Below are 23716 nucleotides of genomic sequence, written 5' to 3' on the forward strand. Positions count from 1 at the left end.
AGCTTTGGCGGCTCTGACAACTCCGCCACTAGGCTGCCGCGCATGCGTCCGGCTCCTGGTGAAGTCCTGCATTTCTCCGAAGATCCGACGATCGACCTCTTCCGGCCCCATCTCGCCCCGACCTCGGTGAAGACCACCCCGTACGTCTGGGCCGTCGGCCACGATCGCGCTCCTGACTACTGGTTCCCCCGGCAATGCCCTCGCGCCATGGCCTGGGTCGGACCTGACACCACTCCCGCGGACCAGAGCCGCATCATTGGCGATGGCTGCGGCACTCGGGTCCACGTGATCGAATACAGCTGGCTGGAGGCCCTCCGGACGGTCGAGCTCTACGCGTACCGCCTACCCGCCGAGCCGTTCGAACCGGCCGAGGCCGCGGTGGTGGCGACGACCGAAGTGACACCACTGGGGCCGCCGGAACGCGTGGGCGACTTGTTCGAACTGCACGCCGAGGCTGGGATCCAGTTGCGGGTGCTGCCGCGGCTGCACGAGTTCTGGGATGCCGTGATCACCTCCACCCTCGAGTTCAGCGGCATCCGCCTGCGGAACGCCCTGCCGCGTTAGCCGAGGGTTAGCCGCCGGCTCGTGAGGTGCCATCATTGAGCGGTGACGGCGGAGGCTCCATATCGCGATCTGGCCGAGTCCGCCTGGCGCTGGGTGCTCGACCAGGTGCGCTGGCAGGACGGGCCCTGGATCCCCGAGGAGGCCGGCGGGGCCGACGTGCCGGACATCCCGCTCGAGCGCGACGGCATATACGTCGGCGTAGGCGGCCTCGCACATGTGCTGACCGAGATCCGCCTGTCCCGGCCGTGGACCGCCGAGGAGCAGACCCTGGCGGACGCGATCGTCGAGCGAGTGAGCGGTGGGATCGCCGCCAGCACGGACTGCACGTACTTCGACGGCCTGGTCAGCGGCATCGGAGTACTGACTGCCCTAGGTGCCACGGCGCCGGCAGGAGCGGCCGTCGGGCGGCTCTTGGAGCTCGCTCGGCCTGACGGTTGGCCGCAGACGCTGCTCGGGCCGCCTACCTACCTTCCCGGCGCTCGCTTCAATGACCTGACACTCGGTGCGGCCGGAGTACTGCTTGGTGGGCTGTGGGCCCGGCGGCATGGAGTGGAGGGCGCTTGCGAGCTCAGTGAGCACGCTGCGCAAGTACTGCTGGCTGAAGCCGAGCACCTGCCGACCGGTACGAACTGGCCGTTCGTGGCCAAGCGCTTCCGGCCGGAGGCCGAGGGTACGCAGATGCCCAACCTTTCTCATGGCGTCGCGGGGGTCTCGGCAGCGGTGGCGCTCGCCGCCGCCGAACTGGACCGCCCGGACCTGGCTGCCGCCGCTCAGAGTGGCGCCGAGCACCTGGTGGGTCTCGGGGTGACGGACGGCCGCGGGTTCGTCGTACCGCGCTATATCCCGAGCGATGCCACCGATGAGGACGAGTTCACCTTCACCTGGTGTCACGGAGCAGCAGGGACGTCCTTGCTCTTCCTGGCGCTGGACCAGGCCGGTATCGAAGAGGTCCGAGGTGTGCCGCCGCTGACCTGGCACCAGCGCAGCCTGCACAGCGTCCGTACGTCGGGGCTGCCTGAGCGGCTTCACCCGGGCTTCTGGGACAACGATGGCCGCTGCTGCGGTACTGCGGGGGTCGGCGACGTCTTCCTGGACTCCTGGCAGCGGTCCGGGGACCAGGAGGACCTGGACTTCGCCGTACGGCTGGCCGACGCGTTGGTCGAGCGGGCGTTCGTGGACGGGCCGCACGCCTACTGGCGGTTCGTCGAGCACCGGGCGCCGGAGCCGTTGCTGCAGCCCCGGGTCGGCTGGATGCAGGGAGCGGCAGGGATCGCGGCGTACCTGTTCCGGACCGAGCGTGTGCTCGCCGACGGGTCCAAGGCGGAGTCGGTGCCGCGGATGGAGACGTGGTTCGCGCTGCCACCGAGTGCAGTGGCCCAGGCCGGAGCGGAGCCGGCCGTCAGCGGCTCAGCGGCGCCACACTTCGGCGGTGGTCAGGAACGCGGAGGAGCCGGGCCGGTCGGCTGAGCCGTCGACCTGGACGAAGCCGGGCACGCTCGCGCCGCCGATCGAGACCGTCGCGGAGCGGACCGGGGCGATCACCAGGCTGAGGCTGTGGGTGCCCGCGGCGAGCTGGAAGTTGTCGGTGGCGAACAGCCGCCGGTCGAGCACGCCGCCCATCTCGATCTGGATGTCGGCCGCTTTCGCGCTCAGCCCGTCCGCCAGGTTCATCGAGACCTGCACGAGTTCCCGCTCGATCGCGGGCTCGTGCCACGGCAGCCCCTGGACCTCGAGGAACGAGCGGACGAAGTACCGCTCCAGCCAGGACGCGAGGTCGACGTCCTCCGAGACCACCCGGACGATCCCGTCGAACCAGAGCACGACCGCCGTACCGGAGCCGCAGATCGACCAGTCGACCGTCCAGATCGACGCGAACGCGGTGACCTTGCCGTCGGAGTCGAACAGCCGCAGGCCAGGATTCGCTCCCGCCAGAATGATCCGGCGGTGGCTGTCAGGTGCCTTGGGCATGGCGGGACCTTCGTCCGGGGAGGGCCGAAAACACCGATTGTGTCAGCTGAGCCCCGGAACGCAACGGAAACGTCTCAGATCTTCTCCACCGGTGCGTAGCGCAGCAGCAGCCGTTTGACCCCTTCGGAGCCGAAGTCGATGTCGGCCTGCGCCTGCTGGCCCTCGCCCCGGACCACCACGACGGTGCCCATCCCGAAGGTGTCGTGGACCACCCGATCGCCCGGGTTCAGGCTGATCACAGGCTTGTCGGAGGCCGTACGGCGGGCCGGCTCCCAGCGGCTGGTGACTCCGCTGGCTCCGCCCGAGGACGTCCCGGTGCCGGACCAGCGGGTGATCGCGGACTCGTCGCGGCGCCAGTCCAGCAGTTCCGCCGGGATCTCCTCGAGGAACCTGGACGGCGGGTTGTGCTGCGGAGCGCCGTACGCACTGCGGACAGCGGCCCGGGAGATCGCCAGCCGCTGCCGCGCGCGGGTGATCCCGACGTACGCGAGCCGGCGCTCCTCCTCGAGCTCCTTCATGTCCGTGAGCGACCGGGAGTGCGGGAAGACGCCGTCCTCCATCCCGGTCAGGAAGACCACCGGGAACTCGAGGCCCTTCGCGGTGTGCAGGGTCATCAGCGTGACGACGCCACCGTCGTCGGCGGCGTCGGGGATCTGGTCCGCGTCCGCGACCAGCGCGACCCGCTCGAGGAACGCCTGCAGGTCGGACGGCTCGGCCGCCGCCGTCCGCTCCTCGACGAACTCGCGAGCCACCGAGATGAACTCGTCGAGGTTCTCCAGCCGGGTCTCGTCCTGCGGATCCGGCGACTTCTGCAGCTCCTCGTAGTACCCGGAGCGGTGCAGGGCGACGTCCAGGATGTCGTCCGGCGGGGCGCCCGAGTCGACCATCGCGGTGAGCTCGTCGAGGATGTCGACGAACGCCTGTACCGCGTTGACGCTGCGGCTCGCCATCGCCGGGGCGTCCTGGGCCCGGCGCAACGCGGCCGAGAAGGGGATCCGGTCCCGTTGCGCGAGCGCCTCGATGGCGGCCTCGGCGCGGTCGCCGATCCCCCGCTTCGGCACGTTCAGGATCCGGCGCAGCGAGACCAGGTCCTCGGGGTTCACCAGCACCCGCAGGTAGGCCAGCGCGTCGCGGACCTCCTTGCGCTCGTAGAACCGGACGCCGCCGACCACCTTGTACGGATGGCCGGTGCGGATGAAGACCTCCTCGAACACCCGGGACTGCGCGTTCGTCCGGTAGAACACCGCCACGTCCGAGGGCTTCACCCCGTCGGCGTCGGTGAGCCGGTCGATCTCGTCCGCGACGAACTGCGCCTCGTCGTGCTCGTTGTCGGCCACGTAGACGGCGATCTGCTCGCCCTGGCCCGAGTCGGACCACAGGTTCTTCGCCTTGCGGCCCTCGTTGCGGCTGATCACCGCGTTCGCCGCGGTCAGGATCGTCTGGGTGGAGCGGTAGTTCTGCTCCAGCAGGATCGTCTCGGCGTTGGTGAAGTCCTCCTCGAACGCGAGGATGTTGCGGATCGTCGCGCCCCGGAAGGCGTAGATCGACTGGTCCGCGTCACCGACCACCATCAGCTCGGCCGGCGGGCTGACCGGCCCGTCGTTCGGCCCGGGCTCGAGGTCCGCGCACAGCTCCCGGATCAGCGTGTACTGCGCGTGGTTGGTGTCCTGGTACTCGTCGACGAGCACGTGGCGGAACCTGCGGCGGTAGTACTCGCGGACCTCCGGGAACGCCTGCAGCAGGTTCACCGTGGTCATCAGCAGGTCGTCGAAGTCCAGCGCGTTCGCCTGCGCGAGCCGCTCCTGGTAGATCCGGTAGCACTCGGCGTAGGTCTCCTCGAGGTGGTTCGAGGCCTTCGCCGCGGACGTCTCGTGGTCGATCAGCTCGTTCTTCTGGGTGCTGATCCAGTTCAGCACCGCGCGCGGGTTGTACCGCTTGACGTCCAGGTCGAGCTCCCGGCACACCAGCGTCATCAGCCGCCGCGAGTCGGTGTCGTCGTAGATCGAGAACGTCGAGCTGATCCCGAACCGCTTGATGTCGCGGCGCAGGATCCGCACGCACGACGAGTGGAACGTCGAGACCCACATCAGCTTCGCGCGCGGCCCGACCAGCTCGACCACCCGCTCCCGCATCTCCGCGGCCGCCTTGTTGGTGAACGTGATCGCCAGGATCGACCCGGGATGCGCGTCCCGCGCCGCCAGCAGATAGGCGATCCGCCGGGTCAGCACCCGCGTCTTGCCCGAGCCGGCACCCGCCACCACGAGCAGCGGTTTCCCGGCGTGCACCACAGCGGCCCGCTGCTGCGGGTTCAGCCCCTCGAGCAGCGATTCCGGGTCGGTCCGGTGCTTCTTGGGCTCCTCGAGCGGCACCGGCAGTTCGTCTGGAGAGAAGAGCGTCGTCATCACCCCCCAGCCTAGGCGCTCTCCCCGACAGTTCCCGTACTACGTGCCGCCCCGCCCCCAGGTCGCCGCCGACCGAACACCCGCCGCCTCCCGGCAAGGCGGCAGCGCAGTACGTGCCGCTGTACCGATGGCCGATCGGCTGGTTGGCGGTCAGCCGGTTGGGCGATGTTCGGAAGGGGGTGGGATCGCGAGGCTGGAGGGCACAGGAAGAGAGGTCGCGTCGTGGGAAGTGTCGGTACGGAGATGAAGGATGCGGACACCAGGGCCGCGTTGGGGCGGGTGCGGGGACTGGTGGGGTGTATCTGGCGATCAGCGTCCTCACCTTGGTGGGGATCGTGCTGCTCCGGCGTCACGTGGAGGTCGTCACCGACGCGGTCTGGGTCAGAGGGACCATCGTCGTGGGTAGCGCGACGTTGATGTCGGTGCTCGCCGCCCGGGCCGCGAATGGCTCGAAGGGCGCCTTCCGGCGGTTGCGGGTGCTTTCGGGCGGTGATGGTGGTGGCAATCGTGGTGATCGTCGCGATCCCGGGGATGTTCCCCGTCTGGATGAAGGTCGACCAGGCGGTCTGCGGAGTGGTGCTGCTCGGGGTCGTTCTGGTTGTCAACGGCAAGCACCTTCGGGCTGCGTTCGCCGGCCGGAGTTGGATTGGCTGACGTGACCCGCCCGGATCCTGGTCCTGACCACCTACGACACCGACAGCTACGTAGTACCGGCTATCGAGGCGGGCGCCTGGTCAACAGAGTCCGTACGCCGGACGTGGAACCGCTGCTCAGCCAGCGAGAACTCGAGGTCCTCGAACTGGTCGCGGCCGGCAGCACCAACCGCGAGTCCGCCGCGAAGCTGTTCATCAGCGAGGCGACGGTGAAGAGTCACCTGCTGAACATCTATGCCAAAAGCTCGACGTCAACGATCGCGCGGCCGCGGTCGCGGTGGCCTTCAGACGCGGGCTGCTGCGATCGGATCGGCTGTGAGCAGACCTGCTAGCAGCAGAAAACCTGGGGTTGGGCGCCCCTGGTCGGACAGGGTGGAGACATGTCCGATGAGAACAAGGTCTTGCTGTTCAACGAGCAGTCCCGGCAGCAGTTGTTCCGGCAGCGGGTCGTCGTCCTCGACGGCCAGCTGAACGACGACAACGGCACGCTGCTGGCCACCCAGATCCTCACCCTCGCGGCCGAGGATTCCACCACCGACATCGCCTTGTGGATCCACTCGATCGGCGGCTCGGTGCCGTCGATGCTCGCCATCCGCGACGTCATGCGGCTGGTGCCGTGCGACGTCTCGACACTCGTCCTCGGGCTGGCCTGCAGTGCCGGTCAGTTCCTGCTCTCCGCCGGTACTCCGGGGAAGCGGTTCGCCCTGCCGCACGCGCGGGTCCTGATGCACCAGGGCTCGGCCGGGATCGGCGGATCGGCCGTGGAGATCGAGATCCAGGCGAACGACCTGCGCCACATCCGGGACACCGTGCTCGGGTTGATCGCACAGGACACCGGTCAGCCGCGGCCGACGGTGTTCGAGGACTCGCTGCACGACCACTGGTACACGGCCGAGCAGGCTCTCGAGTACGGCTTCATCGACCACGTGGTCTCGTCCTTCGACCAGGTGATGCCACTGCGGAAGCACGGAACACCAGCAGAGGCACAGGCAACCGAACAAGTAGCAGCCAAGGCGGGAGCGGCCTGATGAGCAGTTACACGATTCCCAGCGTGATCACCCAGCACCCGCGGGGCGAGCGGATCATGGACGTCTACTCGCACCTGCTGAGTGAACGCGTCATCTACCTCGGCACCGGCATCGACGCCGGCGTCGCGAACGCGATGATCGCCCAACTGCTCCACCTGGAGGCCGACAAGCCGGAGCAGCCGATCAACCTCTACATCAACTGCGAGGGCGGTGACATGACCGCGATGCTGGCGATCTACGACACCATGCAGTTCGTCCGATCCCCCATCGCGACCTTCTGCGTCGGGCAGGCGATCGCCGCCGGCGCAGTACTGCTGGCTGCCGGCGCACCCGGTCAGCGGGCGATCCTGCCGCATGCCCGCGTGGTCCTGCACCAGCCGGCCGCCCGCGGGCAGGGGACGATCCCCGACCTGATCCTGCAGGCCGACGAGGTGGTCCGGGTTCGCAGCCAGGTGGAGACGATCCTGTCCGCGCACACCGGGCAGACGGTGGAGCGGCTGCGGCACGACACCGATCGGGACCACGTCCTGACGGCGGAGACGGCCCGCGAGTACGGCGTCGTCGACGAGGTCATCCAGCACCGCTTCCCCGTCGCCGTCCTGGAAGGCGCCGGCATCCATCCCACCGCCGCCAGCGCTTGACCAGGCGGTGGCGGGGCGGGCCGGCGTCACCCACGCGAAAGGCCGGTGGGGTGGGGCGGTGTCTTCCGGGCAAAAGCCAGTGGCAGAGGACGCTAGGGTCACTGACGTGAGTGTGCCTGTTGGTAATCCCCGCCCTGACGACGAGATCGAGCGAGTGCTCGCGATCGTCGCGCATCCGGACGACATCGACTTCGGCGGCGCCGGCACGGTCGCCAAGTGGACCCGGGCCGGGATCGAGGTGAGCTACTGCATCGTCACCGACGGCCAGGCCGGCGGCTTCGAGCCGGACCGCGACCGTGCTGAGATGCCCGCGGTCCGGCGGGCCGAACAGACCACCGCCGCCGAGCACGTCGGCGTACACGACCTGCATTTCCTCGGGTACGAGGACGGATCTGTCGAGCCCACCAGGGAGCTCATCCGCGACCTCGTCCGAGTGATTCGCCAGGTCCGCCCGCACCGGCTGCTCGGGCAGTCCCCCGAACGCAACTGGTCGCGCCTGCCGGTATCGCACCCGGATCACATGGCGACGGCCGAAGCCACCGTCCGCGCGTTCTACCCGGCCGCCGGCAACCCCTACGCGTTCCCTGAGCTCGAGGCCGACGGCCTGAAGGCGTGGGACGTGGGCGAGCTCTGGATGATGGAACACCCCGAGCGCAACCACTACGTCGACATCACCGACGTGTACGACGCCAAGCTCGCCGCGCTGATGTCCCACGCCAGCCAGCACCAGAACCCCGACGGTCTGCCCACCATGATCCAGGGGTGGATGCGCGAGAACGCCGCCACCGCGGGCTTCCCCGAGGGCCACCTGGCCGAACCCTTCACCGTCATCCGCCTCCGCTGAGGAGACACGGCCCGCCTCGACGAACTCGAAGCGGCCAAGACCTCGCCTTCTCCACCGACTTCACCGCCGATGACCAGGAGATAAGCACCACAGCCCGGTGAAATGCAGCGCAGCCCGATGAATAAGGGTTTGCCGTCAGTGAGGTATGCGGTGATGCTCGCCGCATGACTTCACTTCATCATGCGGTGGTCGGCACTGGGCCGGCTGTTCTATTGGTTCATGCCGGTGTGGCGGACTCCCGGATGTGGGCCGGGCAGGTCGAGGACCTGCGCCGGGACCATCAGGTCACCACGCTCGACCTCCGGGGGTACGGCGAGACGCCGCTGGAGGTGGCCGAGAAGTACTCCGATGCCGGGGACGTGCTGGAGTTGCTCGACCACCTTGGGATCGGTACTGCGGCGGTGGTCGCCGCGTCGTACGGGGCGAACGTCGTGCTGCAGGCCGCGAGCAGGGCGCCGGAGAGGTTCAGCCGGCTGGTACTGATGTCGCCGCCGGTGGACGGGGTGGAGCCGACCGAGGACCTCAGAGCGTTCTGGGCCGAGGAGAACCGCCTGCTGGAAGCGGGGGACGTCGACGGCGCGACCGCGCTCAACGTGAAGATCTGGCTCGGCCCGGAGGCGGACGCCGAGGCCCGCGAGCTCCTGCGCGTCATGCAGGCGCGGGCGTTCGAGGTGCAGCTGGCCGCGGGCGACGACGTGGACAACGAGGAGTACGAGGTGACTCCGGCCGCGATCACCGCGCCGGTCAAGCTCTTCAGCGGGGCGCACGACCTGCAGTTCTTCCGCGAGGGCGCGGCGCTCCTGGCCACCCAACTGCCCGACGTCGAGTACGTCGAACTGCCGTGGGCCGGGCACCTGCCGACCTTGGAACGGGTCGCGGAGGGGATCGAACTGGTCCGTACGGCTCTTACCGTGCAGTGATGAAGCTCTGAAAAACGCCGCCGGCCGGAGAACCCCTGGGGTCTCCGACCGGCGGCGTAATACAGCGGATCAGTCCGCGAGGGCGCCCATCGGGTCCCAGGCGGGGAGGACGATCGGGGCGTCGTCGAGGCGGGCCTGGAGCTCTGCCGGGAGGGCGGAGCGGCGGACCGCGATCTCGAAGACGTGCTCGCCGAACCACGAGTCGTTCATGGTCCAGAAGCCGCTGTCGGCCTTCTCGTCGCCCCAGCTGTTCTCCACCCGCCAGCGGCGCGGCTTGCCGTCGACCAGGTCGACGCCGGTGAAGAGCATCGCGTGCGTCATCAGCGTCTCGTGGTGCAGCAGCCGCTCGGCCTTGTTCAGGTTGAACTCGGTGTCGTAGACAGCCTCGTAGTCGTACAGCTTGGCGTCCCAGTAGCCGAGGTCGGCCGACATCTGCTTGCCGACGTCGCAGCCGAACCAGACCGGCTCGCCGCCGACGATCGCGTCCTGGGCGAGCTGCTTCATCAGGTCCACCTCGACGTTCAGGTAGACCACCGGCGGGGCGTCGATGACGTTGCCCAGGTAGTCGACGGTGAAGGTCTTGCCGGTCGGGCTGGACTCGCGCGGGTCGTGCACGATGCAGACGTACTCGTCGACCGGCAACGTGACGTACGCCTCGGCGAACTCCGCCGGAGTGGTCCAGCCGTCGCGGTGGAAGCCCTTGTCGCTGTCCTTCCACTGCCACAGGAACTTCTGCGGCGGTGTGCCGAGGTGGATGCTCAGCACCCGGTGCACGGTGGTCAGGATCTCCTGCTTGCGGGCCCGCTGCGCCTCGACGCCGTCGATGGTGCGCAGGTCCCGGGCGCCCTGGCGGAGCACCTTGCGGAGCGTGTCGTTCAACTGGGCGGTGGCCGACGAGCTCTCGGTCTCCGGCATCGCGGTCTTCGGCACCAGGCCGTGCTTGCGGACCAGCGCGACGAACATGTTCCACTGGCCGCCGTCGCCGATCGGGTCGGACAGCAGGTGCGCCACCGTCCGGTCGTCGACGTCGCGCCCGGCGGTCTCGATCATCGCCTCGAGGAAGAAGTTGGACCGCTCGAACTTGTCCCAGAACAGCAGGTAGTTCTGGGAGAACTCGAAGTCCTTCACCCCGAGCTTGTCCGCGGCGCCGACCCGCAGCAGGTTCAGGCCGGCGAACAGCCAGCAGCGGCCGCTCTTCTTCTGGTTTGTCACCTTCCAGTCGTCCAGCAGGTTCGACACCGAATGGTCGAGCGAGGTGACGACCTGACGGTCCAGGGCGATCTTGGCGACCGGCGTCTCCGTGACGGCGTTCTGCATCACCCGGTACGACGGGCGCGATGCGAATTCCTTCTCGAAGAGCTCGAGCTGTTCGGGGGTGAGATTCCGCTCCATGAGAGTCGACGGTATAACAGCGGCAAAGCTCCTTGCGCCCCTGACGGGGTGGCGAATGTGTGACCTGTCCACAACCTGCCACCCACGACCCCTGGCGAAGGCCGGACGGACCGGCCCGACGGGGTCAGACCAGGCGGCGGTCGGTGGCCCACCGGGTGAGTTCGTGGCGGTTGGAGAGCTGGAGCTTGCGCAGCACGCTGGAGACGTGCGTCTCGACGGTCTTGACCGAGATGAACAGCTCGCGCGCCACCTCCTTGTAGGCGTAGCCACGCGCGATCAGCCGCAGTACCTCGCGCTCGCGCTGGGACAGCCGGTCCAGGTCCTCGTCGACCGAGGCGATGTCGATCGCGCCGGAGAACGCGTCCAGCACGAAGCCGGCCAGCCGCGGCGAGAACACCGCGTCGCCGTCGGCCACGCGGCCGATCGCGTCGACCAGTTCGGTGCCGCTGATGTTCTTGGTCACGTAGCCGCGGGCGCCGGCCCGGATCACGCCGATCACGTCCTCGGCCGCGTCGGACACCGACAGCGCCAGGAACTTCACCTCCGGGTGCCGCTGGTGCACCTGCTTCATCACCTCGGTGCCACCGCCGCCGGGCAGGTGCACGTCGAGCAGGACCACGTCCGGCTCACCGGCGATGATCGCCTTCACCGCACTGTCGACGTCGGCGCCCTCGCCGACGATCTCCACCGAAGCACCGATCTCGCTGCGCACGCCGGCCCGGAACATGTCGTGGTCGTCCACCACGACCACTCGCCGCTGGTTGCTCATCTGTCCATCTCCAGTCGCACTTCGGTGCCTGTCTCCGGGTTCGACCGCACCGTTGCGCGGCCGCCGTGCCGTTCCATCCTGCCCATCACGCTGTGCCGCAGCCCCAGCCGGTCCTCCGGCACCCCGTCGGCGTCGAAGCCCTTGCCGCGGTCCCGGACGAAGATCTCGGCCCGGTCCCCGTCGACCTCGACGAACACGTCGATCTTGTCAGCCCCGGAGTGTTTGGCGGCGTTCACCATCGACTCGCGGGCCGCCCGCACCATCGCCGACAACCCCTCGGTCAGGTCGCAGTCCCCGACCGTGACCACCTCGACCGGGACGCCGTGGGAGTCCTCGACCTCGGCGGCGGCGCGTTTGGCCGCTCCCGCGAGGGTCTGGTCGGTGTTGTCGTCCTCGTCGTACAACCACGACCGCAGGTCACGCTCCTGCGACCGAGCCAGCCGTACTACGGCTCGCGGGTCGTTCGCCTGCTTCTGGATCAGCGCCAGCGTCTGGAGCACCGAGTCGTGCAGGTGGGCCGCCATGTCGGCGCGCTCCTGCGACCGGATGCGCTCGCCGCGCTCGGCGTTCAGGTCCCGGCTCAGCCGGTGCACCCACGGCCCGGCGATGACGCCGATCCCGATCACCGCGAGCAGCAGGGCGATCAGCACGTCGCCGACCATCGAGAGCCGGTTGTTCTGCACCAGGAACACGGTGACCGCGGTGCCGATCATGATCAGCCCGACCGCCACCCGGATGATCGACTTCAGGCCGCCCTTGCCGAACAGCGCTCCGAGGGTCGGCGCCTTGTTGGTCCAGGCCGTCTTCTGGCCTTCGTCGGCCTGCCGCCAGATCAGCGCCAGACCGGTGCCCGCGAACACCAGCGGCCAGAACATCTTCCCGGCGATACCGAACCCGGCCACCTGGAACAGCAGCAGGATGCCGACGCCGGTGACGACCAGGGCCGTCAGCTGTCCGCGGTTCTTCTCGCGCCTGCGTTCCTTGCCCTCCGACGAGATCGTCGGGGGCGGCTGGTCCGCCCGCATCCCCTTCCGGGTCGCAGCGGCCAGTCCTGGCGCGGCCGGAACCGGCGGGACCGTCGGGATGGCGAGTGGCATCAAGAACCACAGCGCCGCGTAGATGAGGACGCCGAAGCCGCCGAACACGGTCGCGGCGATGAACACCAGCCGTACTGCGGTGTCGGACACGCCCAGGTGATCGGCGACGCCACCGGCCACTCCGCTGAGCACCCGGCCCTCCGCGCGGCGGTAGGCACGACGTACCGGAGGTGGCTCGTTGCCGGCCGGCTGCTGCGGCCCGGCCGTCCCGTAGGGACCCTGCCCTTGTCCGCCGAAGGCTCCCTGTGCTTGCCCGGCGTGGGGACCCTGTCCCTGCCCGCCGTAGGCACCCGGGCCGTATCCGGCTGGACCGTAGCCGCCCGGGCCGTGCGGGCCCTGGGCATGCGGACCGGCGGCCGGAGCCCCAGTGGCCGGGGGTCCGCCCGCGGGCGTGGAAGCGGCTGGTTGTGTCATCTCCCAAGAATCGTCACACGCGGACAGGGCCGACACCAGCAGGCTTGTCCCCGGCCGGCTCCTCACCGCGGCCCCCGCGGGACTCAGGGTCGGCCAGGGGACATCCCCGAGTCGCCGCCTCCCGCCTGGGTCTTACGCTGCGTAACGTCCGGGGACGGCGAGGGGTATCCCCTATGTTGTGGCCGCCCGCGGGGGGACACCATCGATGACATGGAGCAGAACTCGAGCGGCGGATTCGACCGCGACCAGCTGAACGATGTGCAGAGCTGGCGGCGGAGCAGGTCCGACCGGATGCTGGCCGGCGTCTGCGGCGGCATCGGCCGGGCGCTCAACATCGACCCGGTGCTGGTCCGGGTGGTGATGGCGGTTCTCGTCATCAGCGGTCCGGGGCTGTTCTTCTACGTGGCCGCCTGGGTGCTGATGCCGGACGAGGGCAGCGACCGCTCGGCGGCCCAGGGCCTGCTCGGCGACCGGATCCGGCCCGACCACCCGTGGCTGTGGCCCGTGGTGATCGGCATCTGCGTCTTCGTCGCGATCGCGATGATGTCGTCGTTCAACTTCGGCCGGATCATTCCCGGACCGCTGGTGGTGCTCGGACTGCTCTGGCTGCTGGTCTTCCGCCGCAAGGGACGCAAGCAGCACTGGTCCCACCGCGGCGGCCACTGGACCGGCGGCAACGGAACCACTCCGGCCGATCCCTCGGCCACCGGCGCCGGCACGCCCGGCGCCTTCAACCCCGGATCTGCCGCGCCTGGCTCCGGAGTACAGGACTCAGCTCCCCAAGGTTCTGCCGCGCCGCAGTACTCGGCGACGGCTCAGAGCGGCCCGTCAGCTCCCCCGGCGGGCCCGTCGTCCTCGGCTGCGCAGCGACCACAGGACCGGGTGACCGCCCCGGTCCAGCCTGTGTGGACCGAGGACGACCCCCTGGGCCTGTACGTCGACGAGCCGCCGGCGACTGCCACCAGGACGAAGGCGGAGCCTCCGGTCAAGGGGCTGCGCGGGGTGAAGCCGGCGATCGTCGCGCTGACCGGTATCGCGATCGCGATCGCCTGGGCGGCCGGGGCGAGCGCCTCGATGATGCTGGTGATCGGCCTGGCCACGCTCGGCCTCGGCATGCTGGTCGGCGGCTTCCTGGGCCGGACCCTGGCGCTGCTGCCGCTCGGCATCCTGCTGGCCATCGGCGTCGCCGTGAGCACGATCTTCCCGAACATGCCCCGCGACTTCGCCGACGTGAACTTCGTCGCCGCCCCGGGTACGACGATCACCGCGACCAGTACGGCGTACACGTTCGACGCGGGGTCCGTCCACCTGGACCTGACCCAGGCGACCTTCGCGCCGGGCGCCAAGGTGGTCGTGAACGGCGGTGTCGGCGAGGTGGTCGTCAAGGTCCCGCCGAACGTGGATGTCAACGCGAACCTGTCGGCGGAGGCGGGTGAGCTGATCACCTTCGGCCAGCAGCAGGGCGGGCACAACGCCGACGTGCAGTTGACCGATCTCGGCGCCGACGCTAAGAAGGGTCCGCAGTCCGTCAACGTGGACGTGCACCTCAAACTCGGCAGCATCACAGTGGAGCGCGGATGAAGCGGACGAAGGCGGACGTGCCCGGCATCATCGCCGGCACCGTGCTCTCCGGCAGCGCGACCATCTGGATCCTGAACGACAACGGCATCGTTCAGACCGACGACCTCGGCCTGACCGCGGCGCTGCTGCTGGTGGTCGCCGGCGTGGTCGGCCTGGCTGCTTCGCGGCGCGGCTGACCACCAACCGGCGCTGATCGCCGGGCACCCACACTGTGAACCACTCGGTAACCGGCCGGTGCGGCTCGGTTAGTCTTGTTGACCGCTCGGTCGGCCGCGAGTTCGGTCGACCGGCACCCTAGGGGCCCGAGTGCAGCGGGTCCCGTTGAAGGTCTACAGGAGTTGTGATGGTGCGCGGCACCGTGAAGTGGTTCAACGCCGACAAGGGCTACGGCTTTCTCGCCGTCGACGGCCAGGACGACGTCTTCGTCCACTGGAGCAAGATCGTCTCCGACGGGTACAAGACCCTGGAAGACGGCCAGCAGGTCGAGTTCGACGTGGTGGACGGCCCGAAGGGCCGCGAGGCCGACGCCGTGAAGGCGGTCTGACGGCACCCAGTGTCCAAGCCCTGACCCGGCCGACCTGATCATGACGGCCGGGGCGGGGCTTTACTGTGCCTGCGCGGAGCGTGGGCAACCGGTAACCTGACCACTCACCTTGGGAGGGACAGGACGTGACCGAGCCGGTACCAGTGATCCGCAAGCTGGAGCACGCCCTCGCGGACGACGACTTCGCCTGGTCGTTGTTGCTGGTCGGCGAGGACCAGACGGACAAGCTCGCCACCCTGACCGGCGATCTGCGCGGACCGGTGTCGAAGACCGGCGACGGCAAGCAGATCACCTCCGGCTTCTCCTACTGGGGCATCGGCCCGACCATCGCCTGGGCGAACGCCACCAACGACCCGTTCTACCTGGTGATGAAGGCGGGCACGGAGTCGTTCCTGCGGCACTGGCGCAAGGTCAGCCCGCACGTCGCCCAGGGCGCCTTCCACCTGGTCAGCCTGGGCATCGGCACCGGGGTGAAGGACCGCACCATCCTCGAGGACATGCGGCGCAACAACCCCGACATGTACTACATCCCGGTCGACATGAGCTCGGAGATGCTCCGGATGGGCACCCTCGAACCGGTGCGCGGGGCAAGGTTCCCGATGGCGCAGGTGCTGCCGGTGCAGCTCGACTTCTCGATCGCGGACAACCTGGCCGAGCTGTCCCAGCTGCTCACCCGGCTGATCGGCGACGAGCCGCTGCTCTACACGCTGACCGGCAACACGCTGGCCAACTTCGAGAACGACCAGGAACTGCTCGAGCTGATCACCGAGGTGCTGCGCCCGCAGGACCGGCTGCTGCTCGAGGTCGCCAGCACCACCCGGCTGGACGCCGAGACGGCCCGCGCCGCCGCGGACGAGTACCACCAGACCCGGGCGTTCGCGGAGTTCGTCACCAGTGCGCTGCGCTACAACACCGATCTGAAGATCGACAACGAGCTGGTCCGGTTCATCGGCCAGGTCGAGGACGAGGACGCGCTGCTGGTGAAGATCATCTGGCAGAACACCACCGAGGACGACATCCGGATGGGGCTGCCGGACCACACCGAGGTGCTGCTGCCGGTCGGCGACACGATCCGGCTCTACACCACCCGGAAGTACTCGACCGCCCGGCTGAAGCGGCTCACCGAGGCCTGCGACCTGACCCCGGTCGAGAGCATCCAGTCCCAGTTCCGCCACACCCGCCGCCCGAACCCGTTCGGCCTCGAGCTGTTGCTGCTGGCCCCCGAGTCGGCCGGTGACGTCACCAAGACCCTGGCCGACGACATCTGGGCCCAATGACCCAACCAGGCCCGCCTGAGCGGCGGGATGTGCGGCGGGCGCGGTTGCGGGTGCTCGCGCGGCTGCGGGTGCTGACGAAGGCGCTGCGCTCGTCGGTGCAGGGCGCGCGCTGGACGGCGTACCGGCGGAGGGTCGTGACGGTTGTCAGCTACGGGTTGCTGATGGTCGCGTTCGTGCTCGGCGTGATCTGGTTCTTCTGGCCGGAGAACAGCCGCTGGGAGCCCGCGGTCAACTCGCTCACCCTGGTCGCCGGACTGACCGGCATCTTCGTGGAACGGCTGACTGCCGAGGCCGAGCGGCGCAGCGAGATCCTGCGGGCCGTCGCGGACGAGTTGCAGGAGAACACCAGGCTGCTGTCCGACGATCGCTTCTCCCCCGAGCAACCGACCCAGCGCCAGGTCTACCCGCGGCTGGTCGTGTCCGCGGTCGACCTTGCCCTCGTCTCCGGCGCACTCGGCCGGCACCGCGACGCCGAGCTGGTCGGCCTGCTGCACCGCTGGCGCGACACCGTGCACCTGTTCAACCGGCGCCTCGACCTGACCGAGATCAGCACCTTCTCCAACACCATCTCCCCCGCGGAGCTGGCCGCGTTCCACCGCGCCCTGCACCGCGAGAACAGCTACTTCGCTTCCACCCGCGAGATGCTCGAAACCCTCCTCACCCGGCTCCCTCCCGCCTGATCAGGTGGTTCCGAGCCTCGCGGAGCAGTGTCTTGGTGATAGCAACTGGATGATTAATCCGGCGCTGAGGTTCTTCGGACGGGTGATTGTGACGCCGGCACCGCTAGGGGCGGATGACGGTGACGCCGGCCGGAGTACCGGCGGTGAGCTCGTCGAGCGCGGCGGGGACTTCGTCGAGGGAGATCGTGCGGGTGATCAGGTCCTGCGGCTTGAGGTTGCCTGAGGCAACCAGATCGAGCATCTCGGGGTAGGCATGAGCCGGCATCCCGTGACTCCCGAGCCATTCCAGTTCCTGCCCGATCAGCCGCGACACATCCAACTGCACTCCGTCCGGCAGCAGACCGACCTGAAGATGCCGACCCCTGGGCCGCAACGACCGCAAGGCGTCCTGGACGATCGCATTCGACCCCAGCGCATCCATCGTCACCCGCGCACCACCACCGGTGAGCTCGAGAATCTCCTGTACTACGTCCGATGACGCCTGCACGGTGTCGGCAGCGCCGTACGAGCGAGCCAGTTCGAGGGCCGCAGGGTTGGTATCAACGGCAATGACGCGCGCACCAAGCGCGGCGGCAATCATCACGGCGGACAGCCCGACGCCACCACAGCCGAAGATCACCACGTCCTCGCCGGCAGCGACCCGACCGACCTGCCGAACCGCGCGGAACGACGTCGCGAACCGACACCCCAACCCGGCTGCGGTGTCGAAGTCCATGGTCTCCGGCAGCCGGATCAGATTCACCTCGGCAAACGGCAACGCGACGTACTCAGCGAACGAACCCCAGTAATTAAAGCCAGGCTGCAGCTGATTGGGGCAGACCTGCTGATTGCCCTCCAAGCACTGCTCACAATTCCCACACGCACAGATGAACGGCGTCGTAACCCGATCGCCCACCTTCCACCCGGCAACGCCAGCCCCCACGGCCGCGATGGTCCCGGCCAACTCATGGCCAGGAACATGCGGCAACACGATGTCGGAGTCATGCCCCTGCCACCCATGCCAGTCACTCCGGCACAATCCAGTGGCCTCAACCCTCAAAACCACCCCACCCGGGTCCGCCTCAGGCACCGCCACATCCTGAACCGACGGCAGCACCCCGAACTCCTCAACCACCACAGCCCGCATCGCCCCATCCTCACCCACGATGCCCACCCGCAGACCCCACACCCCCGGCGAGTCGCCTCCACCACCCCCACCACACCGCGAGCCACGCACCCGGTACCGCCCCACACCCCCGGCGAGCCCGCCCCCAAGCACCACCGACACCCCGCGCAGGAACACGACCCCCGGCTCGGCGACCGCGACCGCCGAGCACCTCGCCCACACCCGCTACCCGATAGCGGGCTGTCCGCCGACTAGCGCCCTTACAAGCCGCCACCGGCCGAACAACCTGCCACCGCCCCCGCCGCGTGGGCCGGAGTACTAACCGCCCGCGACGGCCGGGATGATGGAGACCTGGCCGCCGTCCTTGATCGAGGTTTGGAGACCTTCGGCGAAGCGGACGTCGTCGTTGTCCACGTAGACGTTGACGAAGCGGCGGAGTTCGCCGGAGTCGTCGAGGACTCGGCCCTTGATGCCTGGGTAGGAGGTGTCGAGGGACTCGAGCACCTCGCTCAGGGTCGAGCCTTCGACGGAGACCTCGGATGCTCCCTGGGTGTAGGGCCGCAGGATGGTCGGTACCCGAACGCTGATGCTCACTGCAGCCCTGCCTTCACGAAGGCGTCGTACGACGCGGGGATGGTCACCTTGGGGCCGACCCGGTCGGCCACGGCGTCGAGCGTCTTGAGCCCGTCGCCGGAGTTGATGATCACCGTCTCGGCCTCAGGGTCGAGCTGGCCGGTCTCGATCAGCTTCCTCAGCGTCGCGACGGTCACCCCGCCCGCGGTCTCGGTGAAGATGCCCTCGGTGCGGGCGAGCAGCTGGATGCCCTCGACGACCTCTTCATCGCTGACGTCCTCGATCACTCCGCCGGTACGCCGGGCGACGTCGAGCACGTACGGCCCGTCCGCGGGGTTGCCGATCGCCAGGGACTTCGCGATGGTACTCGGCTTGACCGGCTTGACCACGTCGTGGCCGTCCCGGAACGCCTGGGCGACAGGCGAGCAGCCGGTGGCCTGAGCGCCGTACACCTTGTAGTCGGTGGCGTCGACCAGGCCGAGTTTGCCGAGCTCGGTGAAGCCCTTGTCGATCTTGGTCAGCTGGGACCCGGACGCGACCGGGATGACGACCTGCTGCGGGATCCGCCAGCCGAGCTGCTCGGCGATCTCGAAGGCGAGCGTCTTCGAGCCCTCGGAGTAGTACGGGCGGACGTTGACGTTCACGAATGCCCAGCCCTCCTCCTCGCCGGCGATCTCGGAGGCGAGCTTGTTCACGTCGTCGTAGTTGCCCTCGACGGCGACCAGGGTGCCGCCGTACACGGCGGTGGTGATCACCTTCGGGCGCTCGAGGTCGTGCGGGATGAACACGACCGAGCGGATGCCGGCCCGGGCGGCGGCCGCGGCGACGGCGTTGGCGAGGTTGCCGGTCGAGGGGCAGGCGAAGACCTTCATGCCGAGCTCACGGGTGGCGCTCAGGGCGGACGCGACCACGCGGTCCTTGAAGGAGTGGGTCGGGTTGCCCGAGTCGTCCTTCACCCAGAGCTTGCGCAGGCCGAGCTCGCGGGCCAGGTTGCCGGCGTCGATCAGCCGGGTGTAGCCGGGTTCGGTGTTCGGGAAGCTCGCCACGTCGGTGGGCACCGGCAGCAGCGGCTGGTACCGCCAGATGTTCTTGGGTCCGGCCTCGATCTGCTCTCGCGTGATGGTCGGGAACTCGTACCCGACCTCCAGCGGACCGAAGCACTCCATACAGGCGTAGAACGGACCGAGCGGCGATTTCGCCCCACAGGCGCGGCAGCTCAGGTGCGTACCGTTGCCGAAGGCACCTTCGCGGATGGTGTGGGTCGACGCGGCGGCGGTCAGGCTCATGGAGGTTCCCTCCTCATCTTCCCCGGACCGGATCTCGGCGCGGGACGGATTTGGCACCGTTCCGCCGCGAGCGCCTCGGATCGAGACGTCAACGGGGAGGGTTGCCGGGACTTCAACGGGCCGTTTCCCTCAGTCCCTCTGGATGAGCACTGACGAGGTTACCCAATCGGGTCCATATTGTGTCTGCCGTTCCCACCATGCGAGACAGCGGATCTCACCCCGCCCGGCGCTCCCGGAAGGTCCGCCGGCTCCAGTGCCCAGCCGAGACTCCGGGCGACAGGAGCGTCGTCGGGCTCCGGCGGCACCGGGGATTCGATGTACTGCGCCTGGCCACCCGCCGGGTGCGACAGGAGTTCGCCGCCGGGATCCACGCGGCCGCGGCGGTCCGGCGCGGGCTCGAGCCGCCCGCCCGAGCCCTTACGAATCCCGCGCGTACGAATCCCGCCCGCACGAATCAGGCCGTCACGAATCAGGCCGTCACGAATCCCGGTCGCGGCGGATCTCGAGCATCCGCATCAACGGAGTCGCCGCGACGCCGTGGACCACGACGCTGAGCACGACCGTGAAGCCGACCGTCGCCCACAACCACGGCAGATCGGTCTCGAAATCGGACCCCGCATAGGCCAGGTAGTAGACCGACCCGACCCCTCGTACTCCGAACGCGGCTGTGACCCAGCGCTCGGATCGCCGCAGCGGCGTTCCGTGGAGTGAGACCCAGGCGGTCAGCGGCCGGATCACGGCCACCAGCAGTACGCCGATCGCGGCGCCGGCCAACGTCAACGGTTTGAGCAGACCGCCGGTGATCGCCACCCCGAGCAGGAGCAGGATCCCCCAGGTCAGAATGTGCTCGAGTTGCTCGACGAAGCCGTGCAACTCCTCGTGGAAGTCGTGGTCCCGTTCGGCGGCCCGCAGCGAGAGGGCGGCGACGAACACGGCGATGAAGCCGTAGCCGTGCAGTACCTCGGCCAGGCCGTAGACCCCCAGCGTCATTGCGAGAGCCAGCACGGGCTCCCGGGAATCGGCCAGCCGAAAACTCGGCAAGGGCGCGGAGAAGGCCATCCGGCCGAGCAGGCGGCCGGCGATGACACCGACGGCCACGCCGATCACCGCCTTGCCGATCAGGTCCCAGGCGAACCACTCCAGCGCCCAGTTGCCGACGGCACCTTTCGTGGCGGCGAACACTGCCGCGTAGACGAACGGGAACGCCAGGCCGTCGTTCAGCCCGGCCTCCGAGGTGAGCGCGAAGCGGACCTCGTCGTCCTCCTCGGCTTCGGCGCCTTCGCCGGTCGTCGGCCCCTGCACCTGCACGTCCGAGGCGAGCACTGGGTCAGTCGGCGAGAGCACCGCACCCATCAGCAGCGCGGTTGCAGGTGCGAGGCCGAGCAGCCAGCCGGCGCCGGCGACCGCCGCGATACAGGCGGGCATGGCGACCAGGAGCAGCCGCCAGGTGACTTTCCACCGGTGCCAGCCGATCGGGCGGTCGATCGCGAGGCCGACACCCATCAGGGCGACCAGGATGGTGAGTTCGGCGAGGTGTTCGGTCAGCTTGGGCTCGGCGATCGGGCTCAGCCGGCTGCGATCGACGAACAGCCCGAGCAGCAGCCCCGCGCCCAGGAAGGCGATCGGCGCGGAGATCGCGTACCGCCGGAGCAACCGGGGCAGCACAGCACCCACGAGCAGGGCAAGGCCCGCCACCAGGTAGAGCCCGTCCCCGTTGATCCGCATATGCGGACCCTAGTGCCCAGGTTCGGGTGTGTTCACCGAAGACGATGCGTGGCGCCCGGCGTGTGGGTGGGTAGGGACTTGCGCGGGCCGTAGCGCGGATGACTGATGCCGGCCAACTCCAAAAGGCGCTGGACCCGGAAGCGATGCCCGCGGTACGGCTCGATGAGTTCGGCGGTGCCGTCGTCGTCGAGTTCCTCGCCGGTCAGCGCGTACGAGACGTTCCGCGACACGTGATAGTCCGCGAACGAAAACGCATCCGCGTCGCCATGAGCCCGCTGCCGGACCTCCGCGGCAGTCCACACACCAACACCGGGCAACGACCGCAGCCGTCGCTCCACTTCAGCCCCGTCGGTGAGCTCCAGTGTCCGCTCCAACGCGGCCGCCCGGGTCGCCGCCGTGATCACCACTCGCGACCGGCGTCCTTCGACCCCGGCCCGCAACCACTGCCAGGACGGAATCAGCCGCCACTCCTCCGGCGATGGCGGCACCATCATCTTCCGGCCGTCCGGAGCACCCGGCCCCGGCGCCACTTCGCCGTACTCGCGCAGCAACATCCGCCACCCGGCAAACGCCTCCTTGCCGGTGACGACCTGCTCGATCCCCGCGGCAGCCATCGCCTCGAAGACCGCGCGCGTCCTCGGCACCCGGAAGTGCGGGAACCGCCGGGCGGCGTCCACCAGCGGCTGGTGCTCAGGCAACGGCTCGAACCCGTCCCAGCTGTCCGCCGCCCCGAGCAACTCGGGCACTCCGTCCAACGCCCACTCCGCACCAGGCCCCCACGCCTCGGCCTCCACCTCGCCCACCCCGGAGTACGGCGTGAGTCTCAGCAGGACGGGTCCCTCAGGGGTTCGGGTGGCGCGCCAGACCGTACGGCGGCCGGGGTCGAACACGTACGCCGGGTCGCCCGGCCCTTTGCGCAGCCCACCGATCACCGTGTGCGGATCCACCGCCCAGGCCGCCCGCCATCTCCGCACCACCGAACTCACGCCCGCAAGTGTTACTCACGCCTCCGACAACTAGCGGACCGGAGTAGCCACGGACGCCAGCCGTCCCCGCATCCACGGATACGGATCGACCAACGGCACCCTCTTCTCCAGCACCACCTGCCGGAGGCCGGCAAGCCGCTCACCCATCACATAGTGCCGCCCCTTGGTCTCGCCGACTGGGACCAGCAGTCCCACCTCGGCAAGCCTGGCCAGATCCCGGGTCGCGGTGCGTTGCTCGATCGCTGCCCGGCGAACGTACGTGGAGCGCCGGATGCGGAAACCGAGTGCAGCATCGAACAGTTCGTCGGCGACCCGCTCGGGCAGGCCGAACTGACTGATCACGTCGTCGAAGGCTTGCCACATCCGGCCGGCCTCCAGATAACGGCGAGCGATGGTCTGAGCCTGGATGTGGTGGGCTCGCAGATTGAACTTCACCCAGAGCGCCGCGGATCGATCAGGGTGCCAGCCACCGTCGCCGGTGGCGGCCAGGACCCGGCAGTAGTCCTCGGCGTTGCTGCCCAACCATTCCTCGATGCCGGAGAAGGCAGGCTCACCGATCCCGCCACGAGACAGGACAAGCGTCTGCAGCGCTCTCGCCATTCGCCCGTTCCCATCACGGAACGGGTGGATCATCACCAGGTTCAGGTGCGCCATCGCTGCGCGGATCAAGGGATCCGCGTCGCCGTCGCTCCCCAGCCCGTCCATCAACTCTGCGACGAGGGCGGGGACCTGCTCCGCGGGCGGCCCTTCGTACACGTTCTGGCCGCTGGCCTCGTCGTGGACGTAGACGGCGCCTTGCCGGTAGCTTCCCGGACTCTTCGACAGGTCGTGACTCAGCATCATGAAGTGCATGCCGCGCAGCGCCGATACGTCGAGCTCGAACTCGGCATCACCCGCCATCGCCAGCACGTATCCAAGCGCCTGACGGTAGCCACGGATCTCGGCGAAGGTTCGCTCGTCGACACTGAGCGCCTCCTCGTCGTCCAGGGCGGCCACCGCGTCATCCAGCCTGACCTCGTGGCCCTCGATACTGTTCGATCCCTGGATCGCACGGCCGAGCATGCTGCGACGAAGGCCGCCGAGCCAGCGCTTCGGCACTCGCATCACATCGGCCAAGTCAGTACGGAAGCCATGGATCTGCTCCAGGACCTGCTGATCCTCAGGGTCCGGCTCAGGCGTGGCGTAGATCATCACTCTGTCCTTATGTCGCAATTCTTAGGACACAGACTATCAGGCCCCTGTCCTAAGAATTGCGACATCGAGACAT

Annotated in this window: 24 protein-coding genes and 1 riboswitch; of the genes, 13 read left to right on the top strand and 11 right to left on the bottom strand. The window is 68.8% G+C overall.

Annotated elements, in window-relative coordinates; genetic code table 11:
* The first annotated feature begins 42 nt into the window (after positions 1 to 42).
* Positions 43 to 564 (top strand): DUF6886 family protein, encoded by a 522-nt coding sequence (locus tag EV644_RS04435; protein ID WP_132186827.1) that lies wholly within the window; start codon positions 43 to 45, stop codon positions 562 to 564.
* A 42-nt stretch (positions 565 to 606) separates the two neighbouring features.
* Positions 607 to 2031: a lanthionine synthetase LanC family protein gene (locus tag EV644_RS04440; protein ID WP_199239626.1), complete on the top strand. Its 1425-nt coding sequence runs from the start codon at positions 607 to 609 to the stop codon at positions 2029 to 2031.
* On the opposite strand, the gene EV644_RS04445 is transcribed toward EV644_RS04440, so the two are convergent.
* Positions 1972 to 2532 (bottom strand): hypothetical protein, encoded by a 561-nt coding sequence (locus EV644_RS04445; protein WP_132186826.1) that lies wholly within the window; start codon positions 2530 to 2532, stop codon positions 1972 to 1974. The two genes, EV644_RS04440 and EV644_RS04445, sit on opposite strands and share 60 nt — an antisense overlap.
* A gap of 74 nt (positions 2533 to 2606) precedes the next feature.
* Complete coding sequence (gene pcrA, locus EV644_RS04450; RefSeq protein ID WP_132186825.1) at positions 2607 to 4934, bottom strand: DNA helicase PcrA; 2328 nt, start codon at positions 4932 to 4934, stop codon at positions 2607 to 2609.
* Positions 4935 to 5423: 489 nt separating this feature from the next.
* Between pcrA and EV644_RS45150 the strand changes: the two genes are divergently transcribed.
* From EV644_RS45150 to EV644_RS04480, 6 genes are all read left to right on the top strand, one after another.
* Entirely contained in the window at positions 5424 to 5588 is a 165-nt protein-coding gene (locus EV644_RS45150) for a hypothetical protein (protein WP_199239627.1), read from the top strand.
* A 103-nt stretch (positions 5589 to 5691) separates the two neighbouring features.
* Positions 5692 to 5919, top strand: a complete 228-nt coding sequence (locus EV644_RS04460) for a response regulator transcription factor (protein ID WP_305000076.1) — start codon at positions 5692 to 5694, stop codon at positions 5917 to 5919.
* Positions 5920 to 5967: 48 nt separating this feature from the next.
* Positions 5968 to 6615, top strand: a complete 648-nt coding sequence (locus EV644_RS04465; RefSeq protein WP_132186824.1) for a ClpP family protease — start codon at positions 5968 to 5970, stop codon at positions 6613 to 6615.
* Positions 6615 to 7256: a ClpP family protease gene (locus EV644_RS04470; RefSeq protein ID WP_132186823.1), complete on the top strand. Its 642-nt coding sequence runs from the start codon at positions 6615 to 6617 to the stop codon at positions 7254 to 7256. The genes EV644_RS04465 and EV644_RS04470 overlap by 1 nt, the downstream gene beginning before the upstream one ends.
* Positions 7257 to 7362: 106 nt before the next feature.
* The gene (locus EV644_RS04475) at positions 7363 to 8100 is read left to right on the top strand and encodes a PIG-L deacetylase family protein (protein WP_241997733.1); all 738 of its coding nucleotides are present in this window, start codon (positions 7363 to 7365) and stop codon (positions 8098 to 8100) included.
* A 164-nt stretch (positions 8101 to 8264) separates the two neighbouring features.
* A complete protein-coding gene (locus EV644_RS04480) occupies positions 8265 to 9020 on the top strand; it encodes an alpha/beta fold hydrolase (RefSeq protein ID WP_132186822.1) in 756 nt (251 codons plus the stop codon).
* Positions 9021 to 9089: 69 nt separating this feature from the next.
* Here the strand turns inward: EV644_RS04480 and EV644_RS04485 are convergent, their stop codons facing one another.
* The 3 genes from EV644_RS04485 to EV644_RS04495 form a co-directional block, all read right to left on the bottom strand.
* Positions 9090 to 10412 (bottom strand): C1 family peptidase, encoded by a 1323-nt coding sequence (locus tag EV644_RS04485; protein ID WP_132186821.1) that lies wholly within the window; start codon positions 10410 to 10412, stop codon positions 9090 to 9092.
* 124 nt (positions 10413 to 10536) lie between these two features.
* A complete protein-coding gene (locus EV644_RS04490; protein ID WP_132186820.1) occupies positions 10537 to 11181 on the bottom strand; it encodes a response regulator in 645 nt (214 codons plus the stop codon).
* Entirely contained in the window at positions 11178 to 12692 is a 1515-nt protein-coding gene (locus EV644_RS04495) for an ATP-binding protein (protein ID WP_132186819.1), read from the bottom strand. Before EV644_RS04495 ends, EV644_RS04490 begins: the two co-directional genes overlap by 4 nt.
* Before the next feature lie 210 nt (positions 12693 to 12902).
* Here EV644_RS04495 and EV644_RS04500 point away from each other — a divergent pair, with 210 nt between their 5' ends.
* The 5 genes from EV644_RS04500 to EV644_RS04520 all read left to right on the top strand — a co-directional run bounded on the left by EV644_RS04500 (position 12903) and on the right by EV644_RS04520 (position 16774).
* Positions 12903 to 14273 (top strand): PspC domain-containing protein, encoded by a 1371-nt coding sequence (locus EV644_RS04500; RefSeq protein WP_132186818.1) that lies wholly within the window; start codon positions 12903 to 12905, stop codon positions 14271 to 14273.
* On the top strand, positions 14270 to 14449 hold the full coding sequence (locus EV644_RS04505) for a hypothetical protein (RefSeq protein WP_132186817.1): 180 nt from the start codon (positions 14270 to 14272) through the stop codon (positions 14447 to 14449). Before EV644_RS04500 ends, EV644_RS04505 begins: the two co-directional genes overlap by 4 nt.
* A gap of 167 nt (positions 14450 to 14616) precedes the next feature.
* Complete coding sequence (locus EV644_RS04510; RefSeq protein ID WP_132186816.1) at positions 14617 to 14817, top strand: cold-shock protein; 201 nt, start codon at positions 14617 to 14619, stop codon at positions 14815 to 14817.
* A gap of 125 nt (positions 14818 to 14942) precedes the next feature.
* Entirely contained in the window at positions 14943 to 16094 is a 1152-nt protein-coding gene (locus tag EV644_RS04515; protein ID WP_132186815.1) for an L-histidine N(alpha)-methyltransferase, read from the top strand.
* Entirely contained in the window at positions 16091 to 16774 is a 684-nt protein-coding gene (locus tag EV644_RS04520) for a hypothetical protein (RefSeq protein WP_132186814.1), read from the top strand. Before EV644_RS04515 ends, EV644_RS04520 begins: the two co-directional genes overlap by 4 nt.
* Before the next feature lie 103 nt (positions 16775 to 16877).
* Here EV644_RS04520 and EV644_RS04525 read toward each other — a convergent pair whose 3' ends face one another.
* The 6 genes from EV644_RS04525 to EV644_RS04555 all read right to left on the bottom strand — a co-directional run bounded on the left by EV644_RS04525 (position 16878) and on the right by EV644_RS04555 (position 23640).
* The gene (locus tag EV644_RS04525; protein WP_132186813.1) at positions 16878 to 17900 is read right to left on the bottom strand and encodes a zinc-dependent alcohol dehydrogenase family protein; all 1023 of its coding nucleotides are present in this window, start codon (positions 17898 to 17900) and stop codon (positions 16878 to 16880) included.
* Positions 17901 to 18197: 297 nt separating this feature from the next.
* Entirely contained in the window at positions 18198 to 18473 is a 276-nt protein-coding gene (locus EV644_RS04530; RefSeq protein ID WP_132186812.1) for a ubiquitin-like small modifier protein 1, read from the bottom strand.
* Positions 18470 to 19738, bottom strand: coding sequence for a threonine synthase (gene thrC, locus EV644_RS04535; RefSeq protein WP_132186811.1), 1269 nt, complete (start codon positions 19736 to 19738; stop codon positions 18470 to 18472). The genes EV644_RS04530 and thrC overlap by 4 nt, the downstream gene beginning before the upstream one ends.
* Before the next feature lie 10 nt (positions 19739 to 19748).
* A riboswitch (SAM riboswitch) is annotated at positions 19749 to 19887 on the bottom strand.
* Positions 19888 to 20215: 328 nt separating this feature from the next.
* The gene (locus EV644_RS04545) at positions 20216 to 21463 is read right to left on the bottom strand and encodes a cation:proton antiporter (protein WP_132186810.1); all 1248 of its coding nucleotides are present in this window, start codon (positions 21461 to 21463) and stop codon (positions 20216 to 20218) included.
* Between the two features lie 32 nt (positions 21464 to 21495).
* Positions 21496 to 22449, bottom strand: coding sequence for a DNA-3-methyladenine glycosylase family protein (locus tag EV644_RS04550; protein WP_132186809.1), 954 nt, complete (start codon positions 22447 to 22449; stop codon positions 21496 to 21498).
* A 30-nt stretch (positions 22450 to 22479) separates the two neighbouring features.
* The gene (locus EV644_RS04555; protein ID WP_132186808.1) at positions 22480 to 23640 is read right to left on the bottom strand and encodes a Fic family protein; all 1161 of its coding nucleotides are present in this window, start codon (positions 23638 to 23640) and stop codon (positions 22480 to 22482) included.
* Positions 23641 to 23716: the final 76 nt, after the last annotated feature.

This window comes from Kribbella orskensis (assembly GCF_004342085.1).
GTDB lineage: Bacteria > Actinomycetota > Actinomycetes > Propionibacteriales > Kribbellaceae > Kribbella > Kribbella orskensis.

Excerpts from the sequence above, each read along its gene's own strand:
- EV644_RS04435 (WP_132186827.1), top strand. The coding sequence starts at position 43 with ATGCGTCCGGCTCCTGGTGAAGTCCTGCATTTCTCCGAAGATCCGACG.
- EV644_RS04445 (WP_132186826.1), bottom strand. The coding sequence starts at position 2,532 with ATGCCCAAGGCACCTGACAGCCACCGCCGGATCATTCTGGCGGGAGCG.
- pcrA (WP_132186825.1), bottom strand. The coding sequence starts at position 4,934 with ATGACGACGCTCTTCTCTCCAGACGAACTGCCGGTGCCGCTCGAGGAG.
- EV644_RS04465 (WP_132186824.1), top strand. The coding sequence starts at position 5,968 with ATGTCCGATGAGAACAAGGTCTTGCTGTTCAACGAGCAGTCCCGGCAG.
- EV644_RS04470 (WP_132186823.1), top strand. The coding sequence starts at position 6,615 with ATGAGCAGTTACACGATTCCCAGCGTGATCACCCAGCACCCGCGGGGC.
- EV644_RS04480 (WP_132186822.1), top strand. The coding sequence starts at position 8,265 with ATGACTTCACTTCATCATGCGGTGGTCGGCACTGGGCCGGCTGTTCTA.
- EV644_RS04485 (WP_132186821.1), bottom strand. The coding sequence starts at position 10,412 with ATGGAGCGGAATCTCACCCCCGAACAGCTCGAGCTCTTCGAGAAGGAA.
- EV644_RS04490 (WP_132186820.1), bottom strand. The coding sequence starts at position 11,181 with ATGAGCAACCAGCGGCGAGTGGTCGTGGTGGACGACCACGACATGTTC.
- EV644_RS04495 (WP_132186819.1), bottom strand. The coding sequence starts at position 12,692 with ATGACACAACCAGCCGCTTCCACGCCCGCGGGCGGACCCCCGGCCACT.
- EV644_RS04500 (WP_132186818.1), top strand. The coding sequence starts at position 12,903 with ATGGAGCAGAACTCGAGCGGCGGATTCGACCGCGACCAGCTGAACGAT.
- EV644_RS04505 (WP_132186817.1), top strand. The coding sequence starts at position 14,270 with ATGAAGCGGACGAAGGCGGACGTGCCCGGCATCATCGCCGGCACCGTG.
- EV644_RS04510 (WP_132186816.1), top strand. The coding sequence starts at position 14,617 with ATGGTGCGCGGCACCGTGAAGTGGTTCAACGCCGACAAGGGCTACGGC.
- EV644_RS04520 (WP_132186814.1), top strand. The coding sequence starts at position 16,091 with ATGACCCAACCAGGCCCGCCTGAGCGGCGGGATGTGCGGCGGGCGCGG.
- EV644_RS04525 (WP_132186813.1), bottom strand. The coding sequence starts at position 17,900 with ATGCGGGCTGTGGTGGTTGAGGAGTTCGGGGTGCTGCCGTCGGTTCAG.
- thrC (WP_132186811.1), bottom strand. The coding sequence starts at position 19,738 with ATGAGCCTGACCGCCGCCGCGTCGACCCACACCATCCGCGAAGGTGCC.
- EV644_RS04545 (WP_132186810.1), bottom strand. The coding sequence starts at position 21,463 with ATGCGGATCAACGGGGACGGGCTCTACCTGGTGGCGGGCCTTGCCCTG.
- EV644_RS04555 (WP_132186808.1), bottom strand. The coding sequence starts at position 23,640 with ATGATCTACGCCACGCCTGAGCCGGACCCTGAGGATCAGCAGGTCCTG.